Genomic DNA, 20,659 nt, shown 5'->3' with positions numbered 1-20,659 from the left:
CTTGCAACGCTGCGCCGTCGGCCGCGCCCAAGGGGAGCGACCGCACCGGTTCGAACGGAGAAATGTCGAGCTCAGCGACGTCCTCGTCTTCTCGAAGGGAAGCGAGGTCGTTTCGATCCACACACGAAGAGAACGGCCCGGCGTCGCCGCCGGGCCCTGTCAGTCTTCGCCGGAAACTGTGGCCGCGCTTGGGCGCGCCCGTTTCCGTATCGGTCCCTCACGATCGCGCCGCGCACCTTGAGCGGGATGCGGCCGATCCGTCGGGAGACGGGGCCGGCGAACCGGCCCCCTTGTCGCCCTCGCCTCAGAGCGAGCGGGCGATGTGCTCCACGCGGAAGTTTTCGATGATATCGCCGACGCGGATATCGTCGTAGTTCTGGAACGCCATACCGCATTCCTGACCGCCCGGCACTTCGGCGACTTCGTCCTTGAAGCGCTTGAGCGTCTTGAGCGTGCCTTCGTGGATGACCACGCCGTCGCGGATGAGGCGGACGCCCGCACCACGCTCGACCTTGCCTTCCGTGACGCGGCAGCCCGCGACCTTGCCGACCTTCGTGATCTGGAAGACCTCGAGGATTTCGGCATTGCCGAGGAACGTCTCGCGGCGCTCCGGCGAGAGAAGGCCCGACATCGCCTGCTTCACGTCATCCACCAGGTCGTAGATGATGTTGTAGTAGCGGATCTCGATGCCCTCGCGCTCGGCGGCCTGACGGGCCTGCGCGTTGGCGCGGACGTTGAAGCCGATGATGGCGGCCTTGGAGGTCGCGGCGAGCTGCACGTCGGACTCGGTGATGGCACCGGCGCCCGAATGGACGATGCGCGCCTGCACCTCGTCCGTGCCGAGCTTCTCGAGCGCCACGTTGATGGCCTCGACCGAACCCTGCACGTCGCCCTTGATGAGCAGCGGGAAGGTCTTCAGACCCGTGTCCTGCAGCGTCATCATCATCTGCTCGAGCGAGCCGCGCTGGCCGGCCGACTTGGCCACGGCCTTGTCGCGCGTCAGACGCTGGCGGTACTCGGTGATCTCGCGGGCCTGCGCCTCGTCCTTGACCACGGCGAAGCGGTCGCCGGCGAGCGGCGTGCCCTGCATGCCCAGGATCTCGACCGGGGTCGAGGGACCCGCCGTCTTCAGCTGGCGGCCCTTGTCGTCGACCAGGGCGCGCACGCGGCCCCACTGGTCGCCGGCCACCACGATGTCGCCCTGGCGCAGCGTGCCGGCCTGGACCAGCGCGGTCGCGACCGGGCCACGGCCACGATCGAGCTGCGCTTCGATGACGACGCCTTCGGCGGTGCGGTCCGGATCGGCCTTGAGGTCGAGGATTTCGGCCTGAAGGATGATCGCCTCGAGCAGCTTGTCGAGATTGGTGCCGGCCTTGGCGGACACTTCGACGTCGAGCACTTCACCGCCCATGGTTTCCACGAACACCTCATGCTGGAGGAGGTTCGTGCGCACCTTCTGCGGGTCGGCGCCCGGCTTGTCGATCTTGTTGATCGCCACGATGATCGGAACACCGGCCGCCTTGGCGTGGCTGATGGACTCGATCGTCTGCGGCATGACGCTGTCGTCGGCCGCCACCACGAGGATCGCGATGTCGGTCGCCTGGGCGCCGCGGGCGCGCATCGCCGTGAAGGCTTCGTGGCCCGGCGTGTCGATGAAGGAGATCAGGTGACCGTCCCGCTCGACCTGATAGGCGCCGATATGCTGCGTGATGCCGCCGGCCTCGCCGGACACGACGCTGGTCTTGCGGATCGCGTCGAGCAGCGAGGTCTTGCCGTGGTCGACGTGACCCATGATCGTGACGACCGGGGGACGCGACACCAGCTTCTCGGGGTTGCTGGCGACGTCGAAAATGCCGGTCTCGACGTCCGACTCCGCCACGCGGCGGGGCGTGTGGCCGAACTCGGTCGCGATGATCTCAGCCAGATCGGCGTCGATCACGTCGCCGGGCTTCATCATCTGACCCTGCGCCATCAGATACTTGATGACGTCCACCGCCCGCTCGGACATGCGGTTGGCGAGTTCCTGGATGGTGATGGTCTCGGGAATGATCACTTCGCGCGAAATCTTCTCACGGGCTTGGTTCTGCTGCGAACGCTTGAACTTCTCCTGACGGCGACGCATCGAGGAGAGCGAACGGCCGCGCGCGTCGTCGTCCGACAGGGCGCGCTCGACATTGACGCGGCCGGCGCCGCGACGGTCGTCGCCAGTGCGCGAACGCGTCGGCTTGGGCGCTTCCACGACGGGCGTGCGACCCGGAGGTCCGCGACGCGCGCCGGCGGGGCCGCGACGATCGTCCTCGTCGTCCGCACGGGTCTTCTTGGTGAGGTCGGTGCGACCGGCCGGGCGCAGGCCCAGACCGTCGTCCACCGGCGGCGGGCCGGGGATGACGTCGGCCGGCTTGGCGCGGCCCGTCGTCTGCGGCCGGGCGGCGGCGCGGCGAGCGGCGTCTTCCTCGGCCTTCTTGCGGGCCGCGGCTTCCATCTCGACGCGCGCGGCTTCCTCGGCCTGACGGCGCTCGGATTCCTCACGCTCGGCGCGGCGACGCTCGTCTTCGGCGATGCGGCGTGCTTCCTCGAGCTGGAACAGGCGACGGTCCTCGACCTCGCGCTGCTGTGCGAGGATCAGGGCGCGGCGACGCGCGTCCATTTCCTTCGAGGACAGGTCCGACAGGACCGCGCCGCGCGGCTGGCGCGCGCCGGGCGCGGCGTTCTGCGCGGGCGCACCCGGACGGTTGCCCTGCGGCGGCTGGCCGGGGCGGCCGGGCTGACCCGGACGCTGGCCCGGGCCGGAGCCCGTGCGCGAAGCATTGTTGTAGTTGCCGCCGGCCGAGCCGGGGCGGGCGCCGGCGGGCGCACCCGGACGGGCGCCCGGGGCGCCGGCGGGGCGATGGCCGTCGGTGCGGCCGGCCGGGGCGCCGGGGCGCTGCGGCGCACCCGTGGCGGGGCGGGCGGCGCCGGTGGCGGCGGGGGCGGCCGTCGTGGCGGCGGACGCCTGGACGGGCTTGGCGGATTCGGGGGCGGTCGGCTTCAGGGTGTCGGCTCGTGGGGGTTCGGTCACGGAAACGGGGGCAGAGGCGTCCGGCGTGACGGCCGGCGCCGGAGCGGCGGCAGCGGCCGCCGGTTCGGAAACAGGAGCGGCGGGCGCGCTGGCGGGCGCCTCGACCTTGGGAGCGGCAGCGGGTGCGGCTTCCGCCACGGGCGCGGCGGGAGCCGGCGCCTCGGCCGCAGCTGCGGCCGGCGCGGGAGCAGCGGCGGCCGGAGCCTCCGGAGCGGCAGCGGCGACCGGCGCGGCAACGGGCTCGGCGGCGGGAGCGGCCGCGACGGGGCGATCGGGCGGAACCGGCGCCTGCGGGTTCTCAGCCGCGCGGGCGAGCGCCGCCTGCTGGGCGGGCGTCAGCGTCGGGCGCGGCGCGCCAGCGGATGCGGTGCTCGGCGCGGGCGTCGCGGCCTTGGCCGCGTCCTCGGGCTTGGAGAACTTGCGCTTCTTGGTTTCCACGACGACGTTGTTCGTGCGCCCATGCGAGAAGCTCTGCCGAACGGTGGACGGCGCGCCCGTGCCGCTGGGCTTCAGGCTCAGGGTCTTCTTCGGGGTGACGCTCAGCGTCTTGTCGTCGCCGGATTTCGAGTCGCTCATCTATATTTCCGCTTCCTGCGCGGGATCGTGTCCTCGCGCCCATTATCCGTGCCTAGAGCATTTCGCAACCAAGCTTTGTTGTTGAACATCGATGCGGCCTCATGGGTCCGCCGGGCTTTCACCGTCCCGAACGGGCTCTGCGCCCCGGTAAGCGCGCAGCGCTTCGAGGCGTTTGACGAGGGCCATCCCGGCAGGGCCGGGCAAGATAGCCGCGTGTACCACATTTTCGCCGCCCAAGGCCAAGCTCATTTCGTCGGTTTCGAACAGACGAAACATCGGCGTCGCTCCGGCCCGTCCGGAGGTCTCGCCGGCATGGCGGGCGCCGTCGAGCTTGCGCACGCCGTCGGGCGCGGCGTCGGTGGCGTGAAGGCTGGCCGCGGCCTTGCCGGTGCGTAGCGCCGCGTCCACCTTGGCCGAGCCGGTGACGATCTGCCCCGCCTTGCGGGCCAGACCCAGCGAGCCGAGCGCCGAGCGCACCAGAACCGCATCGAGATCGTCGGCCAGCGTTTCCAGCCCGGAGACGTCGCGCTTCAGGGCGCGTGAGAAGAGCCGGCGCTTGACCGCGAGCTCCACCGTCTCGCGGCGCGCTTCCACATGGGCGCCCCGCCCGGGCAGGCGGCGCTTCAGATCGGGCACCAGACGGCCGTCGGGCGCGGCGACGAAGCGCACGAGCGATTCGGGCGCGAGCGAGCGGCGCGACACGATGCACATGCGCCCGTTCATCACCGCCTCCTCCAGCCCGTCGTCGATCGCTTCGTCCATCGGCACTCGTTCGCTTCCTTCCGGTCTCAGGCCTGCTCGTCCTCGGCCGCGTCGAACTCGGCCTCCTCCTGGGAGGCCTCCTCGACCCAGCCGGCCTTGACGCGGGCCTGCATGATCATCGCCTCGGCGTCCTGGCGGCTCACGTCGAAGGCCGAGAGCGCGCCGCTGAAGCGCTTGGTCTCGCCATCCTTGCGCTCGCTCCAGCCGACCAGATCGTCGGCGGCGCAGCCCGCGAAGTCCTCGACGCTCTTTACGCCGTCCTCGCCGAGCGCGACCAGCATGGGCGTGGTCAGCCCGTCGATCTCGCGAAGCTCGTCTGCGACGCCGAGCGCCTTGCGCTTCTCGTCGAGCTCGGCCTCGCGGCGATCGAGATAGTCCTTGGCGCGGTTCTGGATTTCCGCCGCCGTGTCCTCGTCGAAGCCTTCGATCGAGGCGACGTCGTCCACGTCGACATAGGCCACTTCCTCGACCGAGGCGAAGCCTTCGGAGGCGAGGAGCTGGCCGACCATCTCGTCGACGTTCAGCGCGTCCATGAACAGGGCGGAGCGCTCCGCGAATTCCTTCTGGCGGCGCTCGGACTCTTCCTGCTCGGTGAGGATGTCGATGTCCCAGCCCGTCAGCTGCGAGGCGAGGCGCACGTTCTGGCCACGACGACCGATCGCAAGAGACAATTGGTCATCGGGGACGACGACTTCAATACGCTCGGCGTCCTCGTCCAGCACCACCTTGGCGACCTTGGCCGGCTGCAGCGCGTTGACGAGGAAGCTCGCCGCTTCCGGCGACCAGGGGATGATGTCGATCTTCTCGCCCTGCAGTTCGGCCACGACGGCCTGAACGCGCGAGCCGCGCATACCGACGCAGGCGCCGACCGGATCGACCGAGGAATCGCGGCTGACGACCGCGATCTTGGCGCGCGAGCCGGGATCGCGGGCGACCGCCTTGATCTCGATCACGCCGTCGTAGATCTCCGGCACTTCCATGGTGAAGAGCTTCGCCATGAACTGCGGATGGGTGCGCGACAGGAAGATCTGCGGACCGCGCGGCTCGCGGCGCACGTCGTAGACGAAGGCGCGCACGCGGTCGCCGTAGCGGAACAGCTCGCGCGGGATCTGCTCGTCGCGGCGGATGATGCCTTCGCCCTTGCCGAGATCGACGATGACGTTGCCGTATTCGACGCGCTTCACCGTGCCGTTGATGATCTCGCCGACGCGGCCGATGAACTCTTCATACTGCTTGTCGCGCTCGGCCTCGCGCACCTTCTGCACGATGACCTGCTTGGCCGACTGGGCGGCGATGCGGCCGAACTCCATCGGCGGCAGCTGCTCGGCGATGAAGTCGCCGGGCTCGGCGTCGGGGTTCTTGTCGCGCGCCAGCTCCAGATAGATCTGGGTCGCCGGGTCCTCGACATGCTCGACCACTTCCAGCAGGCGCTGGAGCTTCATCTCGCCGGTCTTGGTGTTAATGTCGACGCGGATGTTGGTTTCCTGGCCGTAACGCGAACGCGCCGCCTTCTGGATGGCGTCGGCCATGGCGGCGATGACGATCTCGCGATCGATCGACTTTTCGCGCGCGACGGCATCCGCGATCTGCAGAAGCTCGAGCCTGTTCGCACTGACTGCCATGTGTCTCTCCTCGTCGAAAGCCAGAAGGGAAAATGGACCCTTCGCTTCGCGGTTCCTGCCCGCGCTCGCGCGGGCCTCTTGCCAGTCCGGGCGGCTTGGAAAGCGGCCACCCGGCTCGATCTGCGAAAGGCCGGCCTCAGCCGGCCGTGGTCTCGTCCGCGTCGTCCGCGTCGTCCTCGTCCACCGGCTGGCCGCGCGCCCGGCGCGCGTCCTTATCGGCCTTCAAGGAGGCGGCCAGAAGCTCGTCGGTCAGGATAAGGCGCGCTTCGGCGATGGCGTCGAAGGGAATCTCGACGATCGCCTCGCCGCCCTCGGAGGCGACGCCGTCGCGCTCGAGGGTGATGCCCTCGGCGTCGACCTTGGTGACGCGGCCGCGAAAGCGCTTGCGCCCGGACACGAGACGGGTCGTCTCCAGCTTCAGGAGCTGGCCCGACCAGGTCTCGAAATCGCTCTTGCGCACCATCGGCCGGTCGATGCCGGGCGAGGACACTTCGAGGTGGTAGGCGCGATCCATCGGATCGTCGACGTCCAGCACCGGCGAAACGGCGCGGCTGACGGCTTCGCAATCCTCGACCGTCATCGTGCCATCGGCCCGCTCGGCCATGATCTGCAAGGTCGCGCCGTTCATGGCCGATACGCGAACGCGCACGAGCCGGTAGCCGACCTGTTCGATGGCGGGCTCCACGATCGCGGCGATGCGCGCCTCGAGGCCCTGTTCGGTGATGATGCGATCCGTCACGAAGTCTCCGAATGATTCAGTCCCGCCGAACGGCGCCGGTTTCGTCCGGCCTCCGCCCGCCACTGCCATCACGGTCTTCCTAACAAAAAAGAGCGGGACCGGGTGGACCCACTCTCAACGACCGTATCGCAGAGGATTTGCGCCCCATATACGCCCCGACAGCCCGTCTGGCAAGCCTTGCGCCAGCGGAGGTCATCGGGCGCGGGGGGCCCAAGCGGGTGGTCCGAGCAAACCTGTTGATCTCCGCGCGCCGCGATTCGACAGAACGCGCGGAACGCGCAATCCTCCGGCGTTCGGCTCCAGGGAGGAGAAGCCCATGACCCATTTCGTGAAACCGCTCGTCGTCGCGGCCGGCCTCATCGCCGCCGCGCTCGTTCCCGCCAGCGCGGCGGAGCCCGTGGTCGGCAACTGGCGCACCGCGTCGGGCGAGATGGCGACCATCGCGCCCTGCGGCGGCGCCTTCTGCATCAGCCTCACCACCGGCAAGTTCAAGGGCCGGCAGATCGGCCGCATGAACGGCTCGGGCGCAAGCTACAAGGGCGAGATCACCGACCCGGAAGCCGACCGCACCTATTCCGGCAGCGCGGAAGTCTCGGGCGCCTCGATGAAGCTCACGGGCTGTGCGCTCAAGATCTTCTGCAAGTCGCAGACCTGGACCAAGCGCTGAGCGCGCCGACCCGCGCGATCCCTTGAGGTCGCGCGGCTCGCCTAAACGCGGCGGAAGGTGAGATAGGCGCCCTTGCGGCCTTCGCGATGGGCCTTGGCCTCGTAGCGCGTGCCGGGCCAGCCCTCATAGGGCGTGTGCCAGTCGGAAGGCGACTGCGCCAGCCATTCGAAGGCCTCGTGGTCGCGCAGATGCTGCAGCGTCCAGTCGACATAGGTCTCGATGTCGGAAGCGAAGCGGAAAGGCGCGCCGGGCTTCAGGACGCGGGCGAAACGCCTGAGCGTGCGCTCGTTCACGAAGCGGCGCTTCCAGTGCTTCTTCTTCGGCCAGGGGTCGGGATAGAACAGGTCGATCCCGGAGAGCGAGGCGTCCGGCAGCCAGTCGAGAAGCAGCGTCGCGTCGTCGTCGAACAGGCGCAGATTGGCGCGCGGCTCGGCTTCCAGCGCCACCAGCATCTTCGCCATGGAATTGCGGAAGGGCTCGACGCCGATGAAGCCGGTGCCGGGATGCCGCCCCGATTCCCAATGCAGATGCTCGCCGCCGCCGAAGCCGATTTCGAGCCGGACGGCAGAAACCTCCGCCTCGAACAGCGCGGTCAGATCGGCGGGCGCCGGGCTCGACAGGTCGAGCCCGAGCGTCGGCATCCGCTCGGCCAGGAGATCGGCCTGGAGCGGGCGCAGGGTCTTGCCGCGAGAGCGACCGAAGAAGTTTTCGCGGGTGCGGGCCTTGGGGCCGTTGATGCGTCGTTCAGCGGCCAAGGGCGCTCTTCAGCTTGGAGGTCAGGTCGGTGCGCTCCCAGGAGAAGGAGCCGTCGCGGCCGGGCTTGCGGCCGAAATGGCCGTAGGCGGCGGTCTTGGCGTAGATCGGGCGCGTGAGCTGGAGATGCTCGCGGATGCCGCGCGGCGTCAGGTCCATGACCTCGCGCAGCGCCGTTTCGACGGCCGCCTCGTCCACCGTGCCGGTGCCGTGCAGATCGACATAGACCGACAAGGGCTCGGCGACGCCGATCGCGTAGGAAAGCTGGATCGTGCAGCGGTCGGCGAGCTTGGCGGCGACCACGTTCTTGGCGAGGTAGCGCGCGGCATAGGCGGCCGAGCGATCGACCTTGGTCGGGTCCTTGCCCGAGAAGGCGCCGCCGCCATGGGGCGCCGCGCCGCCATAGGTGTCCACGATGATCTTGCGGCCGGTGAGGCCGGCGTCGCCGTCCGGTCCGCCGATCACGAACTTGCCGGTCGGGTTGACGTGCCAGACGCAATCCTTGGCGATCGGCAGCTCGGCCACGGCCTCGCGCACGAAGGGCTCGACGATGGCGCGCACGTCCTTGGAGTTCAGGCTCTCGTCGAGATGCTGGGTCGAGAGCACGATCGAGACGATCTCGGAGGGCTTCCCGTCCTTGTAGCGCACGGTGACCTGCGTCTTGGCGTCGGGGCCGAGCTTGCCGGCGTCGCCTTCGTTGGTCTTGCGGGCGGTGGCCAGACGCTCGAGAATCTTCTGGGCGTAGAAGATCGGGGCCGGCATGAGCTCGGCCGTTTCGCGGCAGGCATAGCCGAACATGATGCCCTGGTCGCCCGCGCCCTCGGTGTTCTTCTCGCCGCCCACGTCGACGCCCTGCGCGATGTCGGCGGACTGCTCGTGCAGGAGAACGTCGATCTTGGCGGTTTTCCAGTGGAAGCCGTCCTGCTCGTAGCCGATGGCCTTCACGGCCTTGCGCGCGGCCGAGCGCACCTTCGACTTCAGACGGCCCGGCTCCACCGAGCAGCGCACCTCGCCCGCGATCACGATGCGGTTGGTGGTGGCGAGCGTTTCGCAGGCGACGCGCAGCTGCGAGGCGTCCATGCCGCTCTTGCGCGCTTCCTTGTAGAGCAGATCCACGATCTCGTCGGAGATGCGGTCGCACACCTTGTCGGGATGACCTTCCGAGACGCTTTCCGAGGTGAAGAGATAATCGCTGCGAGCCATCTGCCTGGAAATCTCCCGTGCCGTCGGACGCCGATCCGACCTGCCGCTGTGATCCCGCGCGAAGCCGCGGGCTGGCCGGGGTTAGGAAATGAGCGCTCTTCGCGCAAGCGAAATCTCCGGCCCATCCGTCCGAAAACCGCTGATTTCGGACCGTTTCAGCCCTTTTCGGCCTCGGTCTCGCTGGCGCCGAGCGAGCGCACGAGATCGAGCACGCGGCGGCGCACCTTGGGATCGGCGATGCGCGAGAAGGCGCGGGTGAGCTGCATCGTTTCGGTGGAGTTCTGGCCGTCGTGGACGAACTCGCTTCCCGGCTCCTGCATCCCGCCCGGCGTGCCGGAGAGATCGTCGAGATTGTCCAGGAAGTAGGAAGCGGGAACCGAGAGGACATCGCAGATGTGCTTGAGCCGGCTCGCGCCGATTCGGTTCGTGCCCTTCTCGTATTTCTGGATCTGCTGGAAGGTGATGCCGAGATGCTCGCCGAGCTTTTCCTGGCTCATGCCGACGCTGGTGCGCCGAAGCCGAAGCCGGGCGCCGACCTGGACGTCGACCGGATTCGGCGTCTTCTTCATCGTGGTCTCGGTCATCGTCACCTTCCCCACCGCCCCACCGGGGCCGATGGCTCGGCCCGCCTTCAAGCGCGGCCCGGCGCAGCGCTTCGTAGGATAGAGGTATTCCTTCAGATGACTTCGTTAGGCGGGGTCTTGGCGGAGGTCAATCAACCGTGCGGCGAAAACGCACGGCGCCGACGAGGGCGAGAAGGGCGGAAATGGCCCAGAGCGCATAGAAGGGGCGCTCGCCCCACCGGGCGTAGATCGTCGGGGCGGAGGCGAGCGGCAGCGCGGCGTCCACCGTGCCGCCTTCGCCCAGCGCCAGACCCGCGACGGGCCGACCGACCGAATCGGTGACGATCGAGATGCCCGTGTTGGCCGCGCGCACCAGAGGCAGGCCGAAGGCGACGGCGGTGAGCTGTGCCTGTCGCAGATGCTGGTAGGGGCCGGGCGTGCGCCCGTACCAGGCGTCGTTGGTGACGTTCAGGATGAAGTCCGGCCGCTCGCCGCCCCGGCCGATCTCGCCGGGAAAGATCGCCTCGTAGCAGATCAACGGCAGGAAGCGCGGCCCGCCCTCCCCCGCCGGCAGGACGCGGCGCGAGGCCCCGGCCGAGAAGCCGCCCGGCAGGTTGGTCAGCTGGTTGACGCCCCAGCTCTCCAGAAGCGTCTGAAACGGCAGATATTCGCCGAAGGGCACGAGATGCAGCTTGTCCTGCGCGTCGAGGATCGTGCCGTCCTCGCCGATCACGTAGATCGAATTGAAGAAGCGGGCCGCCGCTCCCTCGCCTTCCATGCGCGTCGCCCCGGCGATCAGCGTGTCGCCGGGCGCGAGCGCGTCGGCAAGGCTCGCCACGGCATCCGGGCGCTGGGTCAGGATGAAGGGGAAGGAGGATTCCGGCCAGATCACCAGCCGGCGTCCCGGCGCGTCGGACGCCGTGCCCGCCGGCTCGCTCTGGAGGATCGGCTCGGGAGACTTGGGCGCCTCTGTCAGCTCCAGCTGACGGGCGAAGATGCGCTCGGCCTCGGCCGGGTCCCATTTCTGGCCCTGGAGGATGTTGGGCTGCACGAGGCGCAGCGAAACGCCGGGCACATGGCCGCTCGGCGCCTGCGACAGGTGCCACGCGCCGTAGCCGACATGGGCGGCGAGAAGCACGAGGCCGATCCCGAGGGCCGCGCCGCGCCCGCGCAGGGGCGTGGCCACGAGCGCCGGCAGCGAGAAGACGAAGACGGAGAGGAGCGTCAGCCCGTTCAGGCCGATCACCGAGACCGAGCCCATGAGAAGCGGCACGGGGGCGGCGATGTCGCCGACCGTGTTCCAGGTGAAGCCGGTGAGAAGAACGCCGCGCAGCAGCTCGAACAGCGACAGGCTGGCGGCGAGCGCCACGAGCCGCAGCGGCCCGTCGCTCCAGAACAGGCGCGCCAGCGCGGCGGCGAGACCCCAGTAGACGGCGAGCGCGGCCGGCAGCGCCAGGATGGCGAGCGGCAGCGCCCACCAGAATTCGCCGGCATCCACCAGAATGGCCGAGCCGAGCCACCAGAGGCCGGCGACGAAATAGCCGAAGCCGAAGAGCCAGCCGACGCAGAAGGCCGGCCAGGAGCGGCGAAGGAGGCCGGCGCCGGGCGTGCCGCTCGCGCCATCCACGAGCCAGACCAGAAGCGGAAAGGACAGGAAGCCGACGGCCGGAACGTTGAAGGGAGCGAGCCCGAGGACCAGAAGCGCACCGGCAAGCACGGCGATCGCCGCCCGCGTCCAGCCCTCGCTCAAGATGACGCGCCCCGACAGACGCTGAAGTCCCGTTTGCAAAGCGCTTCCCCCTTCCGGCCCGCGCGCCGTTATCGGCGCGGTTTCCCGCCGCGCCGATAGCGGTGTCAGACCCATCCGTCTAGAAGGGCAAGCTTTCGCAGGGCCGGCCCTCCCGCCTATTGCGCGAGTTCGGCCGCCGGGCCTTCGGGGAACCGGACGATGCGCAGGCGCTTCACCCGGCGCGGGTCGGCATCGAGCACTTCGATCTCGAAACCGGGCACCGCCTCGATCACGGCGCCGATCTCCGGCAGGCCGCCATGGGCATGGACCACGAGCCCGCCGATCGTGTCGGCCTCGTCCTCGTAGCGGCTGACGTCGAAATCGGCGCCGACGATCTTCTTGATATCGTCGAGATCGGCGCGCGCATCGGCATAGTAGACGCCGTCGCCCGCATGGGTGACGAGCACTTCCTCGTCGTCATGCTCGTCCTCGATGTCGCCGACCACCATTTCCAGGATGTCTTCCAGCGAGACGAGCCCGTCCGTGCCGCCATATTCGTCGATCACGAGGGCCATCTGGATATGGCTCGCCTGCATCCGCGCCATGAGCTCGGCCGCGTGCATGGAGGGCGGCACGAAGAGCACTTCGCGCAGGAGGCCGAGATCGGAGATCGTGTGGTCGAGATCGACGCGGCCGAGATCGAGCGTGGAGCGCACCGGCGCGCCTTCGATCGCCTGATCGTGCGCGAAGCACAGCGCCGAGCGGGTGATATGGCCGACCATGTCGCGGATATGGACCATGCCCATCGGATCATCGAGCCCTTCGCCATAGACGGGCATCCGCGAGCGGCCGGTTTCCTCGAACCGGGCCATGAGTTCGGCGAGCGTCGCGCTGATCGGCACGGCGTCGATCTCGGTGCGCGACACCATGACGTCTTCCACGCGCATGTCGTGGAGCTGCAGGATGTTGGTGAGCATCAGGCGCTCGCCGGGCGAGAAGCCCGTGCTCTCGTCGCCTTCGCCCGTCAGGGCCTCCACCAGTTCCTCGCGCAGCGAAGGGGGAACGCGGGGCTTCAGGAAGGTGACGAGCTGCTCGAAGAAGCCCGGCTCCTCTTCCCGCGGCCGCCGCCGACTTCGGGCGTCCGGCGATTCCGGCGACAGGCGGTCGCCCGAAGGCGTCTCGTCCTGGTGGCGGATGATGCTCATGGGATCGGTCTTTCGTTTTGGTTCAAGTCGGCGACGGGCTCGTCGCCGGCGACGGGATCGTCGCCATAGGGGTCTGCGATGCCGAGGCCCGCCAGGATGCGGATTTCCGTGGATTCCATCTCCTCGGCGTCCTCGTCCGTTTCGTGGTCGAAGCCCAGAAGATGCAGCATTCCGTGGACAATCAGATGACGCACATGGTCGGCCGATGTCTTGTTCTCCTCGGCCGCCTCGCGGGCGCAGGTCTCGGCCGCCAGAACGAGGTCGCCGAGAAGCGGTCCGGGCGCGTCGCCCGGCTCCAGCTCGGCCATGGGAAAGGACAGGACGTTGGTCGGCTTGTCCTTTCCGCGCCATTCCTTGTTCACTTCGCGCACCTCGGCATCGTCAGTCAGCGTGACGGAGACTTCGGTGTCGAGATCGGCGGCAAAGCCCTGATCGTCCGCCACGGCGAAAACCGCCTCGCGCACGAGCGGTTCCGGATCGCCCTTCAGAAGGTCGCGCCAGAGATCGCTGTCCTCCGACAGGAGGATGCGCGGCGCGGCGCGTTGTCGCCCGTCCGTCATACGCGCTTGGCCTGCTGCTGACGCTTCTCCGTCGCGTCGCCCTCGTAGGCTTCCACGATGGACTGGACGAGGCGGTGGCGCACGACGTCCTTGGCCTCGAAGCGCACCGAGACGATGTTGGACACGCCGTCCAGAATGCGCAGCGCCTCCACGAGGCCGGAGGTCTGGCCGGGCGGAAGATCGATCTGCGAAGGGTCGCCCGTCACCACCATGCGCGCGTTCTCGCCAAGGCGGGTCAGGAACATCTTCATCTGCATCGAGGTCGTGTTCTGCGCCTCGTCGAGGATCACGGCCGCGTTGGCGAGCGTGCGCCCGCGCATGAAGGCGAGCGGCGCGATCTCGATGGCGCCGGCGGCGAGCGCGCGCTCCACCTTCTCGGCCGGGATCATGTCGTAGAGCGCGTCGTAGAGCGGGCGCAGATAGGGATCGACCTTGTCCTTCATGTCGCCCGGCAGGAAGCCGAGGCGCTCGCCCGCTTCCACGGCGGGTCGCGACAGGATGATGCGCTCGACCTGACCGCGCTCCAGAAGCTGCGCGGCGTGGGCGACGGCGAGATAGGTCTTGCCGGTGCCGGCCGGGCCGACGCCGAAGACGAGCTCGGCCCGGTCCATCGCGCGCATATAGGCGTCCTGCGTCGGCGTGCGGGCGTGGATCGTCTTCTTGCGGGTGGAAATCTGGGCGAGCGAGATGCGGCCCTTCTTTTCCAGGGTCGGGAGCACGAGCTGGTCGTCCTGCGCCACGGCCATGCGGATGGCGCCCTCGACATCGGACGGGCCGATCTCGGCGCCGCCCTGAAGGCGACCGTAGAGGAAGTCGAGCGCGCGCCGCGCCTGCTCGCTGGCGGCCGGGTCGCCGCGCAGCTCCACCTTGTTGCCGCGCGCGCGCGCGTCGACATGCAGCTTCTGCTCGATCAGCGCCAGATGCTCGTCGAACTGCCCGAACAGGGCCCCGGCCAGCCGGTTGTCGTCGAAGGTCAGAACGAGATGGGCCATGTCCGAAGCGCCGGAAGCCGGTGACACGCCGCGCGCTGCCTTCATGCGATCTTCCTCGAAACGGGCTCGGCCGCCGCTCGGGCGGGCACGGAAGCCTCAGCCGGCTCGGCGCCGGCGGCCATGAGAGAATTGGTCATGCTCGCGGAGACGCGAACCGAAACGATGTCGCCGACCCGGCCCGCCGAGGCGGGCACCACGACCGGCAGGAGGAAGGGCGAGCGGCCGATCATCTGGCCGGGATGGCGGCCGGGCTTCTCGATCAGGACCTCGGTGTCCCGCCCGACGAAGCTTTCCTGGAAAGCGACCTGCTGCTCGCGGATCAAGGCCTGAAGCCGGTCGAGCCGCTCGGTCTTCACGTCCTCGGGCACGTGGCCGTCCATCGTCGCGCCGGGCGTGCCGGGGCGCGGCGAATATTTGAACGTGTAGGCGGCGGCGTAGCCGACCTCGCGCACGAGCGCGAGCGTCGCCTCGAAATCCGCGTCCGTCTCGCCGGGAAAGCCGACGATGAAGTCGCCGGACAGGGCGATATCGGGCCGCGCCTCGCGAATGCGCTCCAGAAGCCGCAAGTAGTCGGCCGCCTTGTGGCGCCGGTTCATCGCCTTCAGGATGCGGTCCGAGCCCGACTGAACCGGGAGGTGCAGATAGGGCATCAGCGCGCGCAGATCGCGATGCGCCTCGATCAAGGCCTCGTCCATGTCGCGCGGATGCGAGGTCGTGTAGCGCAGGCGCGCGATGCCGGGAATCTCGGCGAGATCGCGCAGGAGCGAGGCGAGACCGCCGTCCGAGGGCCCCCAGGCGTTGACGTTCTGGCCGAGCAGCGTCAGCTCGCGCACGCCCGCTTCCGCCAGACGCCGGGCCTCCTCGAGGATCGCCGCGCGCGGGCGCGACACCTCGGCGCCGCGCGTATAGGGCACGACGCAGAAGGTGCAGAACTTGTCGCAGCCTTCCTGCACGGTGAGAAAGGCGGCAACGCCCCGCTGGCGGATTTCCTGGGTGGACGGGTTCGGCAGATGCTCGAACTTGTCCTCCACCGCATACTCGGTCTCCACCACGCGCTCGCCCTTGGCGACGCGCGAGAGAACCTCCGGCAGGCGATGATAGGTCTGCGGCCCGACCACGAGATCGACCACGGGCGCGCGGGCGATGATCTCCGGCCCTTCGGCCTGCGCGACGCAGCCGGTGACGCCGATGCGCATCTCCTGGCCTTGCGCGGCGCGCTCGGCCTTGAGAACGCGCAGACGCCCGAGTTCGGAATAGATCTTCTCGGCGGCGCGCTCGCGGATATGGCAGGTGTTGAGGAGCACGAGATCGGCCTCCTCGACATTCTCGGTCGGCCGGTATCCGTCCTTGGCGAGGGCGTCGCCCATGCGCTGGCTGTCGTAGACGTTCATCTGGCAGCCATAGGTCTTGATGAAGACCTTGCGCCTGTTGTCGGCCCGCTCGATGCCTCGTTCGTCGATCGTCTCGCTCATGCGTCCTTCGTGATGCCGCCGGGAGCAAGCCGCCCCGGCCGGCTTCCATCGCGGCCCCGCCGATCCCGACGGGGTCCGACATGGCGCCCGCGAAACCATGCCGAGCGCGAGGCGCGGCGCGGCTGTCGTTGTGCCTTCCCTTCTATATCAGCCGCGAAAGGGGAACGCGCAAGCCGGGTTTGTCGGTAAACGCGCTTGCCCCGCTACGGAGCGGCCTCCTCGCCCCCGCGCAGGCTGCGCGACAAAAGCGCCGAGACGACGCTTTCGCAGCGCCGCGCCACCGCCTTGCGATCGCTGGCGGCGTCGAAGCGGATCGGCTCGCCGAAGCGGATTTCGGCATCCACCGCCCCTTCGCGCAGGAAGGCGAGAAGATGGGGCGCAAGCTCCACGTCGCCCGGCCAGGCAGCGAGCGGGCGATCGTAGCGGCCCATCGCGATGCCGTTCACCTTGGTATAGGCGATCGATACGGGCTGAACGAGAACGGCGTCGGTTCCCGAGCGCTTGAGCGAGGCCTGCGCGGCGCCGAACAGCGCCGTCTTGAAGGGCAGGACGCGGTTTCCGTCCGAGGTCGTGCCTTCGGCGAACAGCACCATCGCGTCGCCCGCGCTCAGGCGCTCGCCGATCGCGTCGGCCTGCTCGCCGGTGCGCCCGCGCGCCTCGCGCGCCACGAAGGTGGTGCGCTGGAGCTTGGCGAGGAGACCGAAGACGGGCCAGCCGGCGACCTCGCTCTTGGCGATGAAGGAGAGCGGCATGACGGCCCCGAGCGCCACGATATCGGCCCAGGACTGGTGGTTGGCGACGAGAAGCAGAGGCCGCCCCTCGGCCGGCGCGCCGGACAGGTGAAGCCGAAGGCCGATCAGCCGCGCCGCGACGCGGTGCCACAGGAAGGGCAGCCGCCGGGCGAGCGGCCAGCCACGCCGGATCGCGAGGATCTGGAGCGGCGCCAGAAGCGCCGTCATGGCCGCCAGCGTGAGGGCGATGACGAGGAGGCGCAGCGTGCCCATCGGGTCGCGCCGCCGCGCCGCCTCCCCTTCCACGACCGGCAGATCAGTCACGCAAGGAGCGCTTCAAGATCAGCGCGCTGGTGCGCGTTCCGTCCGGCCCGGCATAATAGGCGGGACGGCGGCCGACCTCCTCGAAGCGCAGCCGGCGGTAGAGCGCGAGCGCGGGCGCGTTGGTTTCCTCGACTTCCAGAAACAGCGAGGCGGCGCGCTCGGCGTGGAGATATTGCAGCGTGTTGTCCATCAGGAGACGCCCGATACCCTTGCCGCGCGCAGCCTTGTCCACCGCGATGGTGAGGATTTCGGCCTCGTCCACGGTGAGGCGCGCCAGAACCACGCCCACGGCCTTGTGGTTGTTTTCGGCGCGTACCACGAAGCCGAACGTGCCGCCCTGGCCCAGAAGCGAGGCGAACTCGTCGCCCGACCAGGACTGGGTGAAGGCGTCGGAATGAATTTCGGCCGCCTCGTCGAGATCGTCCAGGCCGAGCGGCATGGCGACATAGCCGGAGGGACCGAGCAGGCCGTCCCAGAAGGACAGGGTCCAGGCAAGGGGGAGATACCAGTACATGCTACTCTCCGCAAAGAGGTCGGACGCCCATTCTGCGCCTCGCCCCTTTCCGCATCATTATGCTGCCTAAAGAGGCGGTTTCGCTAGTCCGACTTCCTTCAATGCGCGGCGGCGCGCAGCCCGAGCGGAACCTGCGCCTTGGCGTCCGCCCCGCGCAGATAGAGCGGCAGCGGCGGGCCGGCGGGCGCGCGCCCGGCGGCGAGCCGCGCGAGAGCCTCGATCGACACGAGCCGCGTCTCCGGCCGAAACAGCGCCGCGCCATCGCCCAAAACCTCGCGTGCGATCTCGACGCCCGTTCCGACCACGCGCAAACCCGCACCCGCCTGGGCCACGAAGCCGCTGAGATCGCTTGGCGCCAGCGCCTGCGGCTCCCACAGCGTCTCGCCGCCCTGCGCGAACAAAGCGGCATAGACCTCGCCGCGCTTGGCGTCGTGGACGGCGAGCACCGGGCCCTCCGTCCAGTCCGGTGCGGCCAAGGCCTCGAGCGAGGAGATGCCGACCGCCGGCACTTTTAGCGAAAGCTCCAGACCCCGCACGCAGGCGACGCCGACGCGAATGCCGGTGAAGGAGCCGGGGCCGATGCACACGCCGAGCTTGGCGATCGCGCGCCAGGGCGCGCCGGCCTCCGCCAGCACATCCGCGATCACGCCCATCAGCCGCTCGGCATGGCCGCGCCCGATCTCCTCCTCGTGCAAAGCGAGAAGCCGTTCCTCACGCAGCGAATAGAGCGCCGCCGAGCAGCGCTCGTTGGCCGTGTCGATCGCCAGAAGCAGGTCCGCCACGCGCGCTGCCCGTCAGGCCGCTTCCATCGCCTCGACGGCCTCGACCTCGGGCACGAAATGGCGCAGCAGGTTCTCGATGCCGTGCTTCAGCGTCGCGGTGGAGGACGGGCAGCCGGCGCAGGAGCCGCGCATGTTCAGGAAGACGACACCGTCGCGGAAGCCGCGGAAAGTGATGTCGCCGCCATCCTGCGCCACGGCCGGGCGAACGCGCGTGTCGAGCAGTTCCTTGATCGTGGACACGACGGCCTCGTCGCCTTCCTCGAAGAACTCCTCGCCCGAATCGGACGGCGCCGCGCCGGCGGCATGGGGGGCCATGACCGGCTCGCCCGACAGGAAATGCTCCATGATCGCGGCGAGAATGGCGGGCTTCAGATGCGCCCAGTTCGTCTCGTCCTTGGTCACGGTGATGAAGTCGTAGCCGAAGAAGATGCCGGTGACGCCGTCGATCGCCATGAGCTTGCCGGCGAGGCGCGAGCGCGCGCCCGCCTCGTTCGGCTCCAGGAACTCGGCCGTGCCGTTTTCCAGAACCACCCGGCCGGGCAGGAACTTGAGGGTCTGCGGATTGGGGGTGGATTCGGTCTGGATGAACATGAGCTGCGTCCGCCAAGAGGATTGACGCTTTGTCCTCGGGGACAAGGCTTTCCCCCGAGATAAGCCCCCGCGCCCCCGCTCGCAAGCACAAGAGCGGTGTCCGCTCCGTCCACCCCTCACCGGCCGCCACCGGCCAAAAGGCCCCGACCCCACGCAACGATGACGCCGCCCCGCCATTTCCGCCCTGCACGATCATGTGAGGGGACAGGTCATGGCATCGCATTCCGGGGCGCAGGCCAGCGGCTCGAAAAAGGTCATCTATGCCGCGCTCGCCGGCAATCTTCTGATCGCCATCACCAAGTTCATCGCCGCCGCCCTGTCCGGTTCCTCCGCCATGCTGAGCGAGGGCGTCCATTCCCTCGTGGACACCGGCAACGAGGTCCTGCTTCTCTACGGCACCCGCCGCGCCGCCCGCCCGGCCGACCGGTCGCATCCGCTCGGGCATGGGCGCGAGCTGTATTTCTGGACCTTCATCGTCGCGCTTCTCGTCTTCGCGCTCGGCGCCGGCGTCTCGATCTACGAGGGCATCTCGCACATGCTGGCCCCCGAGCCGATCGAGGACCCGACCCTCACCTATGTCGTACTCGGCCTGTCCTTCCTGTTCGAGGGCTTTTCCTGGGTCGTGGCGCTCAAGGAGTTTCGCGTCACCAAGGGCCGGCTCGGCTATATCGAGGCGGTGAAGCGCTCCAAGGACCCGACGACCTTCACCGTCCTGTTCGAGGACAGCGCCGCCCTGATCGGCCTCGCCATCGCCTTCGTCGGCATCTTCCTGGCACAGGCGCTGGATAGGCCGGAGCTCGACGGCGCGGCTTCGATCGGCATCGGCCTGGTTCTCGCCGCCACCGCCATCCTCCTCGCGCGCGAAAGCAAGGGCCTCCTGATCGGCGAGGCCGCCGCGCCCGCCACGCAGGCCTCGATCCTGGCGATCGCGGAAAGCGATCCCGGCGTGCAGAGCGCCAACGGCGTCGTCACCGTGCATCTCGGCCCGACGCAGATCGTCGCGGCGCTCAGCGCCGAGTTCGAGGACGCCATGACCGCGCCCGAGATCGAGGCGAGCGTCGGCCGCATCGAGGCCGCCATCCGCGAGGCGCATCCCGAGATCACGACGCTCTTCGTCAAGCCGCAGACGCACCGCACCTTCGCCGAGCGCGCCCGGCGCATCGAAGAGCAGAGCGAATAAGCAGCGTCCGAGGGGCCGAAGCGGCCCCGCTCCGGCCGGCTCGTCAGCAGAGGCTTTCGATTTCCTCGTCGCTCAAGGTCGCCGGCACGATCGTCACCGGGATCGGGAAGGCCGAACCGGAGCCCGCCACGGCCGACACCAGCGGCCCCGGCCCGTCCGACGCATCGCTCGCCGCCAGAACCAGGATCGCGATCTCGCGGTCCGCCTCGATCAGCGTGCGGATTTCGTCGGCCGTCTTGCCCTCGATCAGGATCGTCTCGGCCTCGATGCCGACCGCCGTGCGGATGTCCTCGGCCAGGCGCGACAGGCGCGTCTGCGCCTCTTCCTGCGCTTCGGCGCGCATGATGTCGCCGACGCCGAGCCATTGCGTGAAATCCGCCGCGTCGATCACATAGAGAAACACGACCGCGCCGCCGCTCGCCTTGGCGCGCCGCGCCGCATAGGCCGCCGCCCGCCCGCATTCGGGCGTCTCGTCCACGATGGCCAGAAATTTGCGCCGCCCGCCCGCGTCACGCCCGAGTCGCTTGGATACCATGGCCGGACCATGCCAGCCCGTCCGGCGGGCGGCAAGCGGGTGAGACGCTTGGGCACGAAGGGGCTCGGCCCCTTCACCCCGCCAGGGGAAATGATTTCCCC

Annotated in this window: 19 protein-coding genes; 2 read left to right on the top strand and 17 right to left on the bottom strand. The window is 69.1% G+C overall.

Annotated features, from left to right (window positions below):
* Positions 1 to 304: 304 nt before the first annotated feature.
* The 4 genes from infB to rimP all read right to left on the bottom strand — a co-directional run bounded on the left by infB (position 305) and on the right by rimP (position 6,757).
* Positions 305 to 3,634: a translation initiation factor IF-2 gene (gene infB / locus B146_RS24870; RefSeq protein WP_019994966.1), complete on the bottom strand. Its 3,330-nt coding sequence runs from the start codon at positions 3,632 to 3,634 to the stop codon at positions 305 to 307.
* 99 nt (positions 3,635 to 3,733) lie between these two features.
* Positions 3,734 to 4,396 carry an RNA-binding protein gene (locus B146_RS24865; protein WP_019994965.1) on the bottom strand — a complete coding sequence of 221 codons (663 nt, stop codon included), beginning with the start codon at positions 4,394 to 4,396 and terminating at the stop codon, positions 3,734 to 3,736.
* Positions 4,397 to 4,422: 26 nt separating this feature from the next.
* Positions 4,423 to 6,018, bottom strand: coding sequence for a transcription termination factor NusA (gene nusA / locus B146_RS0103150; protein ID WP_019994964.1), 1,596 nt, complete (start codon positions 6,016 to 6,018; stop codon positions 4,423 to 4,425).
* 136 nt (positions 6,019 to 6,154) lie between these two features.
* Positions 6,155 to 6,757, bottom strand: a complete 603-nt coding sequence (gene rimP, locus B146_RS0103145) for a ribosome maturation factor RimP (RefSeq protein WP_019994963.1) — start codon at positions 6,755 to 6,757, stop codon at positions 6,155 to 6,157.
* Positions 6,758 to 7,073: 316 nt separating this feature from the next.
* Here rimP and B146_RS0103140 point away from each other — a divergent pair, with 316 nt between their 5' ends.
* Entirely contained in the window at positions 7,074 to 7,424 is a 351-nt protein-coding gene (locus B146_RS0103140) for a DUF2147 domain-containing protein (RefSeq protein WP_019994962.1), read from the top strand.
* Positions 7,425 to 7,465: 41 nt separating this feature from the next.
* On the opposite strand, the gene trmB is transcribed toward B146_RS0103140, so the two are convergent.
* The 12 genes from trmB to B146_RS0103080 all read right to left on the bottom strand — a co-directional run bounded on the left by trmB (position 7,466) and on the right by B146_RS0103080 (position 18,843).
* The gene (trmB, locus tag B146_RS0103135; RefSeq protein WP_019994961.1) at positions 7,466 to 8,179 is read right to left on the bottom strand and encodes a tRNA (guanine(46)-N(7))-methyltransferase TrmB; all 714 of its coding nucleotides are present in this window, start codon (positions 8,177 to 8,179) and stop codon (positions 7,466 to 7,468) included.
* The gene (gene metK, locus B146_RS0103130; RefSeq protein WP_019994960.1) at positions 8,169 to 9,380 is read right to left on the bottom strand and encodes a methionine adenosyltransferase; all 1,212 of its coding nucleotides are present in this window, start codon (positions 9,378 to 9,380) and stop codon (positions 8,169 to 8,171) included. Before metK ends, trmB begins: the two co-directional genes overlap by 11 nt.
* Before the next feature lie 155 nt (positions 9,381 to 9,535).
* On the bottom strand, positions 9,536 to 9,964 hold the full coding sequence (locus B146_RS0103125) for a helix-turn-helix domain-containing protein (RefSeq protein ID WP_019994959.1): 429 nt from the start codon (positions 9,962 to 9,964) through the stop codon (positions 9,536 to 9,538).
* Between the two features lie 127 nt (positions 9,965 to 10,091).
* Positions 10,092 to 11,732 carry an apolipoprotein N-acyltransferase gene (gene lnt, locus B146_RS0103120; protein ID WP_019994958.1) on the bottom strand — a complete coding sequence of 547 codons (1,641 nt, stop codon included), beginning with the start codon at positions 11,730 to 11,732 and terminating at the stop codon, positions 10,092 to 10,094.
* A gap of 116 nt (positions 11,733 to 11,848) precedes the next feature.
* Positions 11,849 to 12,877 (bottom strand): hemolysin family protein, encoded by a 1,029-nt coding sequence (locus B146_RS0103115; RefSeq protein ID WP_019994957.1) that lies wholly within the window; start codon positions 12,875 to 12,877, stop codon positions 11,849 to 11,851.
* Positions 12,874 to 13,437, bottom strand: a complete 564-nt coding sequence (ybeY, locus tag B146_RS24860) for an rRNA maturation RNase YbeY (RefSeq protein WP_019994956.1) — start codon at positions 13,435 to 13,437, stop codon at positions 12,874 to 12,876. Before ybeY ends, B146_RS0103115 begins: the two co-directional genes overlap by 4 nt.
* Complete coding sequence (locus B146_RS24855; protein ID WP_019994955.1) at positions 13,434 to 14,474, bottom strand: PhoH family protein; 1,041 nt, start codon at positions 14,472 to 14,474, stop codon at positions 13,434 to 13,436. The genes ybeY and B146_RS24855 overlap by 4 nt, the downstream gene beginning before the upstream one ends.
* Positions 14,471 to 15,901 (bottom strand): tRNA (N6-isopentenyl adenosine(37)-C2)-methylthiotransferase MiaB, encoded by a 1,431-nt coding sequence (miaB, locus tag B146_RS0103100; protein WP_019994954.1) that lies wholly within the window; start codon positions 15,899 to 15,901, stop codon positions 14,471 to 14,473. The genes B146_RS24855 and miaB overlap by 4 nt, the downstream gene beginning before the upstream one ends.
* Before the next feature lie 203 nt (positions 15,902 to 16,104).
* Entirely contained in the window at positions 16,105 to 16,905 is an 801-nt protein-coding gene (gene olsA / locus B146_RS0103095; protein ID WP_019994953.1) for a lyso-ornithine lipid O-acyltransferase, read from the bottom strand.
* A 43-nt stretch (positions 16,906 to 16,948) separates the two neighbouring features.
* Positions 16,949 to 17,395 (bottom strand): ribosomal protein S18-alanine N-acetyltransferase, encoded by a 447-nt coding sequence (gene rimI, locus B146_RS0103090; protein WP_407638532.1) that lies wholly within the window; start codon positions 17,393 to 17,395, stop codon positions 16,949 to 16,951.
* Between the two features lie 173 nt (positions 17,396 to 17,568).
* Positions 17,569 to 18,252 (bottom strand): tRNA (adenosine(37)-N6)-threonylcarbamoyltransferase complex dimerization subunit type 1 TsaB, encoded by a 684-nt coding sequence (tsaB, locus tag B146_RS0103085; protein WP_019994951.1) that lies wholly within the window; start codon positions 18,250 to 18,252, stop codon positions 17,569 to 17,571.
* Positions 18,253 to 18,264: 12 nt separating this feature from the next.
* Complete coding sequence (locus tag B146_RS0103080; RefSeq protein WP_019994950.1) at positions 18,265 to 18,843, bottom strand: NifU family protein; 579 nt, start codon at positions 18,841 to 18,843, stop codon at positions 18,265 to 18,267.
* A 211-nt stretch (positions 18,844 to 19,054) separates the two neighbouring features.
* On the opposite strand from B146_RS0103080, the gene B146_RS0103075 reads away from it, so the two are divergent.
* On the top strand, positions 19,055 to 20,023 hold the full coding sequence (locus tag B146_RS0103075; RefSeq protein ID WP_019994949.1) for a cation diffusion facilitator family transporter: 969 nt from the start codon (positions 19,055 to 19,057) through the stop codon (positions 20,021 to 20,023).
* A gap of 43 nt (positions 20,024 to 20,066) precedes the next feature.
* Here B146_RS0103075 and B146_RS0103070 read toward each other — a convergent pair whose 3' ends face one another.
* Positions 20,067 to 20,558, bottom strand: coding sequence for a universal stress protein (locus B146_RS0103070; protein ID WP_019994948.1), 492 nt, complete (start codon positions 20,556 to 20,558; stop codon positions 20,067 to 20,069).
* Positions 20,559 to 20,659 lie beyond the last annotated feature (101 nt).

This window comes from Aureimonas ureilytica DSM 18598 = NBRC 106430 (genome assembly GCF_000382705.1).
In the GTDB taxonomy this organism is placed as follows: Bacteria; Pseudomonadota; Alphaproteobacteria; order Rhizobiales; family Rhizobiaceae; genus Aureimonas; species Aureimonas ureilytica.
This window is presented reverse-complemented; position numbering and strand designations above follow the sequence as displayed.